This is a genomic window from Arthrobacter sp. Y3223151 (genome assembly GCF_059091125.1).
The window spans coordinates 190,992-203,997 of the sequence record NZ_JBNHGI010000006.1; the positions used below are offsets into that span (position 1 = coordinate 190,992).

The window sequence follows — 13,006 nt, forward strand, 5'->3', positions numbered from 1 at the left end:
GACGGAACAGGCAGGGCCGCGGCTTCACAGCCGCGGCCCTGCCTGTCTCCTCCCGAAGGTTGGCTCGGGCCTACGCCGGGTCGATGACCAGGAGCAGGTCCCCGCCCTGGACCTGTTCGACGGCGGAGACCGCCAGCCGCGTGACGGTGCCGCCGGCGGGAGCGGTGATGCCGGCTTCCATCTTCATGGCCTCGATGGTGGCCACCGTGTCCCCCGCCTTGATGGTGTCGCCGACCTTCGCGATGACGGTGACGGCGCCGGCGAACGGGGCCGCCACGTGCCCCGGCTGGGCGGGATCGGCCTTCTCGGCGACCTTGACTTCGGATTCCACGCTGGCGTCGCGCACCATCACATTGCGCTGCTGGCCGTTCAGCGTGCAGTGCACGGTGCGCATGCCCTTCTCATCCGGCTCGGAGATGGCCCCCAGCATCGCGATCAGGCGGACGCCCTTCTCGAGCTCGATCACGTGTTCGGTTCCCGGCTGCAGCCCGTACAGGTAGTCCAGCGTGTCCAGCACGGACACGTCGCCGTACATGTCCCGGATCTTCTCGAACTCCTTGGCCGGGCCGGCAAACAGCAGCCGGTTCAGGGCCGCGCGCCGGGTCGCCGGATCCGCGGCCAGCGCCGCCGAGTCCTCGGCCGTCAGCTTCTCGTCGCGCCGCTTGATGTTGCGGCCCGCCAGGGCCTTGGTGCGGAACGGCTCCGGCCAGCCGCCGGGAGGATCGCCCAGCTCGCCGGAGAGGAACCCAATGACGGAATCGGGGATATCGTACTTCCCCGGATCGGACGCGAACTCCTCCGGATCGACGTTTGCACCGACCAGCTGGAGGGCCAGGTCGCCCACCACCTTGGACGACGGGGTCACCTTCACCAGTCGGCCCAAAATCTTGTCCGCGGCGGTGTACATGTCCTCGATCGCCTCGAACCGCTCCCCGAGTCCCAGCGCGATGGCCTGCTGCCTCAGGTTGGAGAGCTGGCCGCCCGGAATCTCGTGCGCGTACACGCGGCCGGTCGGCCCCGGCAACCCCGACTCGAACGGGGCATAGACGCGGCGGACCGCTTCCCAGTAGGGCTCCAGCGAGCCGACGGCGGCCAGGTCCAGGCCGGTGTCGCGTTCGGTGTGCGCCAGCGCCGCGACGAGCGCCGACATGGGCGGCTGGCTGGTGGTGCCGGCCATCGCCGCGCTGGCGACGTCCACCGCATCTGCACCGGCATCGACGGCGGCCAGCAGCGTCGCCAGCTGGCCCCCGGCCGTGTCGTGGGTGTGCACGTGCACCGGCAGATCGAACCGCTCGCGCAGCGCCGCGACCAGCTTCGCCGCGGCCGCCGGACGCAACAGGCCGGCCATGTCCTTGATCGCCAGGATGTGCGCGCCGGCGTCGACGATCCGCCCGGCCAGCTCCAGGTAGTAGTCCAGCGTGTACAGGTCCTCCGCCGGATCCAACAGGTCCCCGGTGTAGCAGAGCGCGACCTCTGCCACGGCGGTTCCCGTCTCCCGCACGGCCCGGATCGCCGGCTCCATCTGGGAGACGTCGTTGAGCGCATCGAAGATCCTGAAGATGTCGATGCCCGTGGCGGCAGCTTCCCGGACGAACGCCGTGGTGACTTCCTCCGGGTACGGGGTATAGCCGACGGTGTTCCGCCCGCGCAGCAGCATCTGCAGGCAGATGTTCGGCATCGCCTGGCGCAGCGCCGCCAGCCGCTCCCACGGGTCCTCGCCTAGGAACCGCAGCGCGACATCGTAGGTTGCGCCGCCCCACGCCTCGACCGAGAGCAGCTGCGGGGTGAGGGCCGAGACGGCGGGGGCGGCGTTGAGCAGGTCCTTGGTGCGTACCCGGGTAGCCAGCAGCGACTGGTGGGCGTCACGGAAGGTCGTGTCCGTGACCGCCACGGCTGTCTGGGCCCGCAGCGCGGCCGCGAACTTCTCCGGGCCCAGTTGCTGCAGCCGCTGCCGGGAGCCGGACGCCGGAACGGCCGTCAGGGCACCGGTGGCCTCCAGCGCCTGCCTGGCGGGTTCGGGCAGCTTCTCCACCGGTGCCGTGGACACCGGCAGCTCACCGTGCGGTTTGTTGACGGTGACGTCCGCCAGCCAGGTCAGCAGCTTGGTGCCGCGGTCGGCCGAGACCCGGGCCTGGAGCAGTTCCGGCCGCTCGTCGATGAACGAGGTGGCGACGTTGCCGGCCAGGAAGTCCGGGTCCTCCAGCACCGCCTGCAGGAACGCGATGTTCGTGGAGACGCCGCGGATGCGGAACTCGGCCAGGGCACGCCTGGCGCGGGCGGCCGCCGTCGCGAAGTCGCGGCCGCGGCAGGTGAGCTTGACCAGCATCGAGTCAAAGTGCGGGCTGATTTCGGCCCCGGTGTAGATGGTTCCGCCGTCCAGTCGGACACCGGCGCCGCCGGCCGACCGGTAAGCGGTGACCTTGCCGACGTCGGGACGGAAGCCATTGGCCGGGTCCTCGGTGGTAATACGGGACTGCATGGCCGTGCCGTTGACGGACACGGCCTGCTGGGACAATCCCAGGTCGGCCAGGGTCTCGCCCGCGGCAATGCGCAGCTGGGACTGCACCAGGTCGACGTCGGTGATCTCCTCGGTCACCGTATGCTCCACCTGGATGCGCGGGTTCATCTCAATGAAGACATGCTGCCCGGCCCGTTCACCGACCGTGTCCACCAGGAACTCGACCGTGCCGGCATTGGTGTATCCGAGCGCCTGCGCGAACGTGACCGCGTCCCGGTACAGTGCCTGCCGGATGCCCTCGTCCAGGTTGGGTGCGGGGGCGATTTCGATGACCTTCTGGTGCCGGCGCTGGAGCGAGCAGTCGCGTTCGAAGAGGTGCATGACGTTGCCCTGCCCGTCGGCCAGGATCTGCACTTCGATGTGGCGCGGCCGCAACACGGCCTGCTCAAGGAAAACGGTGGGATCGCCGAAGGCCGTATCGGCTTCCCGCATGGCGGCCGCGAGGGCGTCCGGGAGATCCTTGCGGCTGTCGACCCGGCGCATGCCGCGGCCGCCGCCGCCGGCAACCGCCTTGACGAAGATCGGGAAGCCGATCTCCTCGGCTTCGGCCAGCAACTTCTCCGGATCGGCACTGGGTTCGGTGGACTTCAGCACCGGAATCCCGGCCCGGCGGGCTGCCTGCAGGGCATGGACCTTGTGTCCCGCGAGCTGCAGCACATCGGCCTTGGGGCCGACGAAGGCGATACCGGCACCGGCGGCAGCGCGGGCCAGGTCGGGATTTTCGGACAGGAATCCGTAACCGGGATAGATGGCGTCCGCGCCCGACTCCTTGGCGACCCGGATGATTTCGTTGACGTCGAGGTAAGCCCGGACCGGATGCCCCTGCTCGCCGATCAGATACGCTTCGTCGGCCTTCTGCCGGTGGATCGAGTTGCGGTCTTCATACGGGAAGACAGCCACCGTTTTGGCGCCCAGTTCGTAGGCCGCGCGGAACGCCCTGATGGCGATTTCGCCACGGTTGGCTACCAGGATCTTTTCGAACATTTCACTCCTGCATCGTTGCCGGGTCCGGACTTGCATGCGAAACACGACCGTCCGGCGCCGGTGCCGGCGGACTCAGTGAGCCAAGTCTCACGGACGGCGAGCCGGGCTGGCAAGCCAGTGTTGCACAGATCACGCGCCGTGGCGGTTCTTGCGGGCCGCATGTTACGGCGCAAGCGGCGAAACGCCCCGGCGGCGCGGGTGGCACGGTGTGCTGCGGCGCTCCACTTATGATGAATAGGGTGCCGTGAAGACTTATCCGGCGCAGAAGCCCCACGACTCGATACGTTAGGTTTTGGTTTTTACGTGCAAGTAGTGAGCATCAGCAGCCTCAAGGGCGGGGTCGGCAAGACCTCGGTCACGCTGGGCCTGGCCTCTGCGGCGCTGGCAGCGGGAATCCCCACCTTGGTCATCGACTTGGATCCGCATGCTGACGCGACCACGGGATTAGGCGTCAAGCCGTCCCGCCAGACCGACGTCGGCCGGCTCCTCAAGAACGCGCGCAAGGCCGACCTGCGGGCCAACGCCGCCCCGAGCGGCTGGGTGGCCTCGGCGGATCCCGGCAGCGCGCCGGCTTCCGGCCGGAAGGTTCTCGACGTCGCCATCGGCTCCGCCTACTCCGGCATCTACGACCGGCCCGATCTGAGCCGCCGGGACCTGCGCAGGCTCTCCACCGTGCTCTCCCGCGTGAACGACTACTCGCTGGTGCTCATCGACTGCCCGCCGTCGCTCAACGGGCTGACGCGCATGGCGTGGACGGCGAGCACCCGGGTGCTGCTCGTGGCCGAGCCGAGCCTCTTCTCGGTGGCGGGCACCGAGCGCACCATGCGCGCCATCGATTTGTTCCGGGAGGAATTCGCCCCCGACCTGAAGACGGCCGGCGTCGTGGCCAACCGTGTCCGGCCCAGCTCCAACGAACACGGTTACCGGCTGGCCGAAATGAAAACCATGTTCGGCGACCTGCTGCTCTCCCCCACCATCGCCGAGCAGGCGAACTGGCAGCAGATCCAGGGGGCAGCGCATTCCGTCCACCAGTGGCCGGGTGAATCGGCACGCCAGGCGGCCGCGCTTTTCGACGAGCTGCTCAAGAACCTGACCGATTCCGGCCGGATGCGCAGCCGCGCGCTCCGCCGCCAGCCCTCCTGACAACAGGTCCCGGCCCGGGCGGCGGGTCTCCGCCCCGATCGGCGCTCAAACCCTCCGGCATCGCAACTTAAACCCGACCTGAACGCACCTTAACACCGGGTCGCACTTTAATCAGCGGGAGGGGCCCCGGTTTCCCGGAGCCCCTCCCGCTGTTATGTCCTGTGTGCGGTCAGCTGATCTTGCGCGCGGCGCGCCGGCGGCTCAGCTCGTCGTCGGGAAATTCCTGTTCCTCTGCGGCATGTTCGCTGGGGAGCTCGGCGAGGCTGCCTTCGACCTCTCGCCACACCCGGCCGACGGCGATGCCGAAGACGCCCTGTCCGCCCTGGACCAGGTCGATGACCTCGTCGGCGGAGGTGCACTCGTACACGCTGGCGCCGTCGCTCATGAGGGTGATCTGGGCCAGATCTTCCACGCCGCGTTCACGCAAGTGGCCGACGGCGGAGCGGATCTGCTGCAGCGAGACGCCGGTGTCGAGCAGGCGCTTAACCACCTTCAGGACCAGGATGTCGCGGAAGCTGTAGAGGCGCTGCGAGCCGGAGCCGGAGGCGCCGCGGACGGCAGGTTCCACCAGTCCGGTGCGTGCCCAGTAGTCCAACTGCCGGTAGGTGATGCCGGCTGCCTTGCATGCCGTGGGACCGCGGTAACCGGCGTCCTCGTCCAGCACGGGCAGGTCTTCGGTGAACAGCAAGCCCTGGGCACTTGCGGGTATGGCAGCGCCGGTCTGCAGAGCGTGCGGCATCTCGCCTGCATCACCTTTAGGACTCACGTGAACCCTCCTTGTCGAAGTTCCCTGTGGGGAATGAGCTTCGCAGTCAGCCCAGAGGTCTGGTCTAAGTCTGCCTTGAGATGGCCTGCGGTGCAATGGGAACTGTATGCTTCGACGTTAGAACGGCGGGGGCCGCCGGTCAAAGACGCTGGCATATTTGCTGCGGCGTGTCGGATGCCCCGGCGCCGGGCCGGGCGGTTCGGGCGCCGGAACCAGATGCCGGCGACGGCTATTTCTCGAAGTCCTCGGGCTCCACGTCGGCGAGGAATTCCCTGAACTCGCGCAACTGGCTTTCCGCGTTCTCCTGCGCCGGGCCGTCGGATTCCTCATCGTCGGCCGCTTCGGCGATCTTGACCCCGGCCTCGTCCATTACCTCGTCCGCACAGTAGATCGGGCAGGGCACCCGCAGTGCCACCGCGATGGCGTCCGAGGCGCGGGAGCTGACTGTCACCCCGCCGTCAAACACCAGCTCGGCAAAGAAGACGGTGTCCTGGACCGTCACCAGGCGGACTTCGGTGATCCGCCGGCCGAGCACGTCCACGACGTCGCGGAGCAGGTCGTGGGTCATGGGGCGCGGCGGTTTGATGCCCTGCTGAGCGAACGCAATCGCGCTGGCTTCCGGCGCACCGATCCAGATGGGTATGTGCCGCTCGCCGTCGGTTTCCTTGAGCAGCACCAGCGGCTGGTTCGACGGGAGTTCAATGCGGACTCCGACAACCTCGAGTTCGAGCATGGCTTCTCCGTTCAGCGGTCCATCTGGGCCAGGTGCCCGTGAACCAGCGCCGTATGCAAGTTCAGGCACAGATCGCTGATTTCCTTGGCCGCTTCCGCGGCGCGCGCGCGGGAGGCGACGTCGCGCCGGGACGCCAGCGGGGCCACCGCACGCTCCACCAGCCCGACCTCGCGGTCTGCGGCGGCCCGGAACGGGCGGAGGTGCCGAGGTTCGATGCCATGGCTGCCCAGCTGCCTGCAGGCGCGCACGACCTTGAGTGCGTGTTCGTCGAAACAGGCGTCCTCGGCGTGGATCAGGCCGTAAGCCAACAGGTCGTCCACGAGTTCCGTGGAGGCTCCGCTGGCCTGCAGGAGCTCGGCCCGGGTGAGCGCCCGGCCGCGTCCGTTCAGTTCTGCCGCCAGCGGCTCCGAGACCATCCGGGGGGCCAGGGTCATGCCGCCGGGCAGGGCTTCCGGCCGCTCGCCACGATCGATCGCGTCCAGATAATCCTTGATGACCTTGAGCGGCAGGTACTGGTCGCGCTGCAGGGCCAGCACGAAACGGAGGCGTTCAACGTCCTGGCCGGTGTACTTCCGGTAGCCCGCCGGCGTCCGTTGGGGGCTGATGAGCCCCTTCTCCTCCAGGAACCGGATCTTGGAGGCCGTGATCTGCGGGAAGTCCTCCGTCAGCTGTTGCAGCACCTCGCCGATGTTGAGGACGCTGCTGCGGTACCCCTCCCGGGACGCCCCGAGGGTGCGCCGTGCTGGCTGGGACCCGGGCACCGGTTAGCCCTGCCCCTTTGCCGCCGTGCCTGCGTAGTAGGTCAGGCGGAACTTACCGATCTGCACCTCATTGCCTGTCCGCAGCTGCAGGCTGTCCACACGGTCGTTGTTCACGTAGGTGCCGTTGAGGCTGCCGGAGTCCACCACCATGAAGCCGTCGCCGGAGCGGCGGAATTCCGCGTGCTTGCGCGACACCGTGACATCGTCAAGGAAGATGTCCGCTTCCGGATGCCGGCCGGCGGTGGTGACGTCCTGGTCCAGCAGGAACCGGGCCCCGGCGTTCGGGCCGTCGTGGGCTATCAGCAGCGCCGACCCCGCCGGCAGCGCGATCACCGATGCTTCCTCTTCGCGGGAGAGCCTCGGTTTGGCGACGTGGGCCAAGGTCTGCGGCGGCAAAGAGATGGATGTGGTTTCCGCGTGCGCCTCCGGGTTCCGGCTGTCGCCGTTCCCGTTATCCGTGGCGTTGCGAGCTTCGCCCACCATCAATAGTTCCTCCCGTAAAAATGTAGCGGCCAACCGGTTCAGGACCGGTTGGCCGTCGAGTGGCTCCGGTAGCTCCTAGCCTACCTGCTGTTCATACTCCGGGGCACTGAGCAGGGTCTCCAGCGCCGCCGGATCCGACAGCCTGACCTCCAGCAGCCACCCCTCCCCGTACGGATCGGAGTTGATCAGGGCCGGGTCGGTCTCCAGGGCGTCGTTGACGGCCGCGACCTCGCCGCTGACGGGAGCGTAGATGTCGCTGACGCTCTTGGTCGATTCCACCTCGCCGATGACCTCGTTGGCGGTGATGGAGGAGCCGGCTTCCGGCATCTGCACGTAGACCACATCGCCGAGCGCGTCCTGCGCAAAGTCGGTGATACCCAGGCGCACCGTGCCTTCGGCGTCGGCGGCAGCCACCCACTCATGCTCGGCTGTGTACTTCAGGTCGGCAGGAATATTGCTCATCGGTTGCCTTTCTCGCACCATGGACGGCCAGTTGCTCCGGCAAGGAACCCTTTCCCCGCCATCGCTGAAAGTATAGGCATACAGGGCCTTGCACAAGCCAATGGAAAAGGGACCCGGCCCTCGCGGACCGGATCCCTTGCTGTCGGGTTGACAGGATTTGAACCTGCGACCCCTTGACCCCCAGTCAAGTGCGCTACCAAGCTGCGCCACAACCCGAAGTTCCGCCTTCATGCAACCGGCGGAACCACCTCAAATACTGTACAGCATTTTTCCCTGCGTCATGACCACCCGGCGCCACCGCGGGCGGCGGGGCCGGTGCCCTGGCCCCGGGCCGCGGGCGGCGGCGCCGGGGTTGGGCCCCGTCCTAAGGCCCGGCTCAGTGCTTGCGGGACCGCTTCTCGCGCACCCGCATGCTGACCTCGATCGGGGTGCCTTCGAAGCCAAATGTTTCACGCAGCCGGCGGGTGATGAAGCGGCGGTAGCCGGGGTCCAGGAAACCGGTGGTGAACAGGACGAACTTCGGCGGCCGCGAGGAAGCCTGCGTGCCGAACAGGATGCGCGGCTGCTTGCCCCCGCGTACCGGGTGCGGGTGGGCCGCGACCAGTTCGCCCAGGAAGGCGTTCAGGCGGCCGGTGGGGATGCGCTTGTCCCAGGACTCGAGGGCACGGTCCAGCGCCGGGACCAGCCTGTCCTTGTGCCAGCCGGTCTTGGCCGAGATGTTCACCCGGGGCGCCCAGTCCACGTGGGCCAGGTCCTGCTCGATCTCGCGTTCGAGGTACCGGCGGCGGTCGTCGTCCAGCAGGTCCCACTTGTTGAAGGCAAGCACCAGGGCCCGGCCGGAATCGATGGCCAGCTGCAGGATGCGCACGTCCTGCTCGCTGAGCACCTCGTCCACGGCCAGCAGCACGACGGCGACCTCCGCCTTTTCGAGCGCGGCCTGCGTGCGGAGCGAGGCATAGAAGTCGGCGCCTTGCTGCATGTGCACGCGGCGGCGGATCCCGGCCGTGTCGACGAAGCGCCACGTCCGTCCGCCCAGTTCGATCATTTCGTCGACCGGATCGCGGGTGGTGCCGGCGATCGTGTCGACCACTACCCGCTCGCTCCCGGCCAGCTTGTTCAGCAGCGACGATTTGCCCACGTTCGGGCGGCCGATCAGGGCGATCCGCCGGGGGCCTCCCGTGCGCTCGAGTCCCCCGTAGGCCGAGAATTCGGGCAGCACCTCCAGGGCCGCATCGAGCATGTCGGCCGTTCCCCGGCCGTGCAGTGCCGACACGGGATAGGGCTCGCCGAAACCGAGGCCCCACAGGGCTGCGGCTTCGGCTTCCTGGGCCAGGTCGTCCACCTTGTTGGCCACCAGGATGACCGGTTTCTTCTTGCGGCGCAGCATCTTCACCACCGCCTCGTCCGTGGCCGTGGCGCCGACGTTGGCGTCGACGACCAGCAGGACGGCGTCGGCCATGTCCACCGCGATTTCGGCCTGGTCGGCGACGCGGGCGTGGATGCCGCGGGCGTCATGCTCCCAGCCGCCGGTGTCCACCAGGGTGAAGGGGCGTCCGTTCCAGTGGGCCGAGTAGGAGACCCGGTCGCGGGTGACGCCGGGGGTGTCTTCGACGACTGCCTCGCGCCGGCCCAGGATCCTGTTCACCAGCGTCGACTTGCCCACATTGGGCCGGCCGACGATGGCCAGCACCGGGGCCACCCGGAGCGGTTCGTCGTCGGGGACGGGTTCTTCGGCCGCGGCCAGCAGCGCGGCGTCGTCGTCGTCAAGGTCGTAGTCGGCCAGGCCGGCGCGCAGCGACGCGGCGCGCAACTCGGCTTCGTCGTCATCGATCTCGAGCATGTGCTCGGCGATCTGGTCCTCGCCCGCCGGACGGTATTCCTCGTCGGCCGGCCGGTCCGCCGGGGAGGATCCGGGCTGGGTGTCACTCATCGTCTGTTCCTTCTGGGTAGGCAGCAAGCCGGTTGTCGTCGGGGGGCGTGGTTGGCCGGAAGCGGCTGCCCGGTGAGCGCCACGCTGTGCCGGACATGGCCGGACAGCTGCCGGCGGATCTCTTCGGCTGCAGTGTCCATTGAAACACGCCCGGACATCGAGGGCAGCCGCCGGTAGGTCTGCGGGGAGCCGAATCCCAGGTGGAAAACTCGGCCGGGGCGAGGGATGGCATCCCGCTGCCCGCCGGTGATCCTGGTGCCGAGGGCAGCCGCCGGCACCACGGGGGCACCGCTGTTCAACGCCAGCCAGGCCACCCCCGGGCTGAGGGCGGCGGCGGGTTCAGTGTGCGGCATGCCGGACGACGGCGAGCACCGCTTCGACGGTTTGTTCGAAGTCCAGATCGGATGAATCCACCGTGAAGACGCCGTCGGCGGCCTCGGAAAAGTTCACCACGGTCGAATCCTTGGCGTCGCGGGCCAGCACCTGCTCGTGCAGGTCGGCGTCGCTCTGCGTTCCACCCAGCTGGAGGCCGCGCCGGCGCAGCCTTGCTTCTTCGCTGGCGGTCAGCAGCAGCCGCACCTCGGCGTCGGGAGCGACGACCGTGGTGATGTCGCGGCCCTCGGCTACGATCCGGCGGCCGGAGTCGGCGATGATCTGCTGCTGGCGCCGGACCAGTTCGGCCCGTGCCCCCAGCGTCGTGGCCACGGCGCTCACGGAGGCGGAGATGGACGGCTCGCGGATTTCGTCGGTGATGTCCGTGGAGCCGATGCGCACGTATTCGTCGTCGGGGTGGGTGCTGATCTGCAGGTCGACGTCCTTGCTGGCCTGTTCGACGGCCGCCGCATCCGCCAGGTCCACACCGGTGTTGACGCAGTACCAGGTCACGGCACGGTACATGGCGCCGGTGTCCAGGTAGGACGCGTGCAGCCGGCGTGCGGTTTCCTTGCTGACGGACGACTTGCCGGAGCCCGACGGCCCGTCGATGGCAACCACCAGCGCCTTGCCCTGCCGGTAACGAGCCATATCCACTTCCGCCGCGCTCATTGCACAACCTTCCATCCACGTGAGGTCAAGTAATCAATTAATTCGTGCCGCTTGCTGGGCAGCACGGCAAGCTCCGCCAGCCCCACCGGCTGGCCCGCCGAGTGTTCCAGGCGCAGGTCTTCCAGGTTGATGCCCACCTCGCCGATCTCGGTCAGCAGGCGGGCGATTTGGCCCGGCGTATCGTCGACCAGGACGGTCAGCCACGCGAACGCCTGCGGAGGAGCGCCGTGCTTGCCGGGAATCCGCGCCTGGCCGGCGTTGCCTTCGCTGATCAGCTGGGCCATGTCCAACCGGGAGCCGTCGGCCTCGGGGTGCTCAAGCGTCCTGATCAGCCGTTCCAGGTCTTCGCGGACGCCGTACAGGATGTCCACGAGCCGCGACGCGTTCGCGCCGAGGATCTGCACCCACAACGCCGGGTCGCTGGCCGCGATCCGGGTGACGTCGCGCAGGCCCTGGCCGGAAAGGGACAAGGCATGCGCCGGCGTGTCCTGCAGCCGGCTGGCCAGCAGCGAGGACATCACTTGCGGCAGGTGCGAGATCAACGCCACGGCGGCGTCATGTTCGTCGGCCGACATGCGGGAGACCACCGCGCCCAGGTCGATCGCCAGCGCGTGCGCGGTCTTCACCGCCCCCGGCGAGGACAACTCCGACGGGCACAGGACCCACGGCATCGACGTGAAGATCTCGCCGCGGGCGGCCACGGGGCCGGATTTCTCCCGCCCCGCCATCGGGTGGGTGCCCACGTAGCGGCCCAGGTCCGCCTCCGCCAGGTCAGGGTCCTTGGCCAGCGCCTCGAAGACGGCCGTCTTGACGCTGGCAATATCCACGACGACGGCGTCCGGGTAGTCGCGCAGCGCGCGCGACACGACGGCGGCGGTGACATCCGGGGGCGCCGCGACGACGACCAACTGGGGCTCCACCCTCTCCCCGGCGGGCAGGATCCGGCCGGCACCGATATCCTGCGCCACCGCCTGGGCCGACGGCGAGGGGTCAGAGAGCAGCACGTCGATGCCGCGGGCCCGCAGGCCGAGCCCGATGCTGGCTCCGAGCAGCCCGGTTCCCATCACCAGGACCGGCCCGGACAGGTGGGTCGCCTGCGCGTGTGCCGGGTTCACCGGCTACATCCCCACCAGGGCCAGCAGGTGCCCTGCTTCCTGGCGGCCGAGGGCGCGGATGCTGCCCTGTCGCTGGTCGCCCAGCCGGATGGGGCCGAACTGGATCCGGACGAGCCGTTCCACGGGGTGGCCGACGGCGTCAAACAGGCGCCGCACGACGCGGTTCTTGCCCGAATGCAGCACGACTTCCACCAGGACGTGTCCCGGCGTCGAGTCGACCAGCTTGAACGAATCGACCGAGGACACGCCGTCTTCCAGCTCGATTCCGGATTTCATCCGCGCCCCGACGCCGTGCGGCATGGGCCCGCGGACCTGCACCAGATACGTCTTGGGGACCTCGTAGGACGGGTGGGTGAGGCGGTTGGCGAGTTCGCCGTCGTTGGTCAGCAGCAGCAGGCCTTCGGTGGCCTGGTCCAGCCGCCCTACATGGAACAGCCGCTGGCCCTGCTGCGGCTTGAGGTAGTCGCTGATGCAGGGGCGCCCCTCCGGATCCTCCATGGTGGAGACAACGCCCTTTGGCTTGTTGAAGACCAGGTACGTCAGCGTTTCATCCATCTGGACGCGGATGCCGTCCACATGGATGACGGCGCGGGACGGGTCGACGCGCAGGCCAAGTTCGCGCACGGTCACGCCGTCCACCTCGACCCGGCCTGCCTGGATCAATTCCTCGCACACCCGGCGCGAGGCCACGCCCGCGCCGGCGAGCACCTTCTGCAGGCGCACGCCCTCGGGATCGTGCAGTTCGGAGGCCGCCCCCGCTCCCGCCCGCGAGGGACGGTCCGGGCGGCTGACGGGTCCGAGGTTCTGGCCGAAGCGTTCCCGTCCGAAGGGCCGCGGCCCGGCGGGACGCTGCGGCTGCCCGCCGCGAGACTTGCCGGCACCGGCCTTGCCGCCGGTCTTGCCGCCGGACTTGCCGGACGGTTTGGCCGGCTTTCCTTGGCCCGGACCGGCCGTCGACGGCTTGCGGCTCCCGTGCTTGGCGGCACCGGGCTCGGCCGGGCCGCGGCGGGCACCGGGCTGACCGGTGCCCGTGCCGAACTCGTTGCGGCCCTGGTCCCGTCCGGCCG

At 68.9% G+C, this 13,006-nt stretch carries 11 protein-coding genes and 1 tRNA gene; 1 reads left to right on the forward strand and 11 read right to left on the reverse strand.

Features of this window, described 5'->3' with window-relative positions; translation table 11 throughout:
• Positions 1-70: 70 nt before the first annotated feature.
• Positions 71-3,502 carry a pyruvate carboxylase gene (locus tag AC5RUP_RS10925; protein ID WP_494158545.1) on the reverse strand — a complete coding sequence of 1,144 codons (3,432 nt, stop codon included), beginning with the start codon at positions 3,500-3,502 and terminating at the stop codon, positions 71-73.
• Positions 3,503-3,805: 303 nt separating this feature from the next.
• Here AC5RUP_RS10925 and AC5RUP_RS10930 point away from each other — a divergent pair, with 303 nt between their 5' ends.
• Positions 3,806-4,645 (forward strand): ParA family protein, encoded by an 840-nt coding sequence (locus AC5RUP_RS10930; protein WP_494067593.1) that lies wholly within the window; start codon positions 3,806-3,808, stop codon positions 4,643-4,645.
• Positions 4,646-4,814: 169 nt separating this feature from the next.
• On the opposite strand, the gene AC5RUP_RS10935 is transcribed toward AC5RUP_RS10930, so the two are convergent.
• The 10 genes from AC5RUP_RS10935 to AC5RUP_RS10980 all read right to left on the reverse strand — a co-directional run.
• Positions 4,815-5,411, reverse strand: coding sequence for a MerR family transcriptional regulator (locus tag AC5RUP_RS10935; RefSeq protein ID WP_493977981.1), 597 nt, complete (start codon positions 5,409-5,411; stop codon positions 4,815-4,817).
• 229 nt (positions 5,412-5,640) lie between these two features.
• Positions 5,641-6,144: a bifunctional nuclease family protein gene (locus tag AC5RUP_RS10940; RefSeq protein WP_493977982.1), complete on the reverse strand. Its 504-nt coding sequence runs from the start codon at positions 6,142-6,144 to the stop codon at positions 5,641-5,643.
• A gap of 11 nt (positions 6,145-6,155) precedes the next feature.
• On the reverse strand, positions 6,156-6,833 hold the full coding sequence (gene ftsR / locus AC5RUP_RS10945; protein WP_494132563.1) for a transcriptional regulator FtsR: 678 nt from the start codon (positions 6,831-6,833) through the stop codon (positions 6,156-6,158).
• 75 nt (positions 6,834-6,908) lie between these two features.
• On the reverse strand, positions 6,909-7,388 hold the full coding sequence (locus AC5RUP_RS10950; RefSeq protein ID WP_494067592.1) for an FHA domain-containing protein: 480 nt from the start codon (positions 7,386-7,388) through the stop codon (positions 6,909-6,911).
• A 75-nt stretch (positions 7,389-7,463) separates the two neighbouring features.
• A complete protein-coding gene (gcvH, locus tag AC5RUP_RS10955; protein WP_494155104.1) occupies positions 7,464-7,850 on the reverse strand; it encodes a glycine cleavage system protein GcvH in 387 nt (128 codons plus the stop codon).
• Positions 7,851-7,992: 142 nt separating this feature from the next.
• Positions 7,993-8,066: transfer RNA gene (locus tag AC5RUP_RS10960), tRNA-Pro, on the reverse strand.
• Positions 8,067-8,226: 160 nt separating this feature from the next.
• Positions 8,227-9,780 (reverse strand): ribosome biogenesis GTPase Der, encoded by a 1,554-nt coding sequence (gene der, locus AC5RUP_RS10965; RefSeq protein ID WP_493977986.1) that lies wholly within the window; start codon positions 9,778-9,780, stop codon positions 8,227-8,229.
• A gap of 339 nt (positions 9,781-10,119) precedes the next feature.
• Positions 10,120-10,824, reverse strand: coding sequence for a (d)CMP kinase (gene cmk / locus AC5RUP_RS10970; protein WP_494067588.1), 705 nt, complete (start codon positions 10,822-10,824; stop codon positions 10,120-10,122).
• Positions 10,821-11,888 carry a prephenate dehydrogenase gene (locus AC5RUP_RS10975; protein ID WP_494154669.1) on the reverse strand — a complete coding sequence of 356 codons (1,068 nt, stop codon included), beginning with the start codon at positions 11,886-11,888 and terminating at the stop codon, positions 10,821-10,823. The genes cmk and AC5RUP_RS10975 overlap by 4 nt, the downstream gene beginning before the upstream one ends.
• Positions 11,889-11,942: 54 nt before the next feature.
• Positions 11,943-13,006 (reverse strand): pseudouridine synthase (locus AC5RUP_RS10980; RefSeq protein WP_494158546.1); only part of this gene is annotated, 1,064 nt, incomplete at its 5' end.

Bases quoted from the DNA above. Each gene is read 5' to 3' on its own strand.
- AC5RUP_RS10925 (WP_494158545.1), bottom strand. From the start codon at position 3,502: ATGTTCGAAAAGATCCTGGTAGCCAACCGTGGCGAAATCGCCATCAGG.
- AC5RUP_RS10975 (WP_494154669.1), bottom strand. From the start codon at position 11,888: ATGGGAACCGGGCTGCTCGGAGCCAGCATCGGGCTCGGCCTGCGGGCC.
- AC5RUP_RS10950 (WP_494067592.1), bottom strand. From the start codon at position 7,388: ATGGTGGGCGAAGCTCGCAACGCCACGGATAACGGGAACGGCGACAGC.
- cmk (WP_494067588.1), bottom strand. From the start codon at position 10,824: ATGAGCGCGGCGGAAGTGGATATGGCTCGTTACCGGCAGGGCAAGGCG.
- gcvH (WP_494155104.1), bottom strand. From the start codon at position 7,850: ATGAGCAATATTCCTGCCGACCTGAAGTACACAGCCGAGCATGAGTGG.
- AC5RUP_RS10940 (WP_493977982.1), bottom strand. From the start codon at position 6,144: ATGCTCGAACTCGAGGTTGTCGGAGTCCGCATTGAACTCCCGTCGAAC.
- der (WP_493977986.1), bottom strand. From the start codon at position 9,780: ATGAGTGACACCCAGCCCGGATCCTCCCCGGCGGACCGGCCGGCCGAC.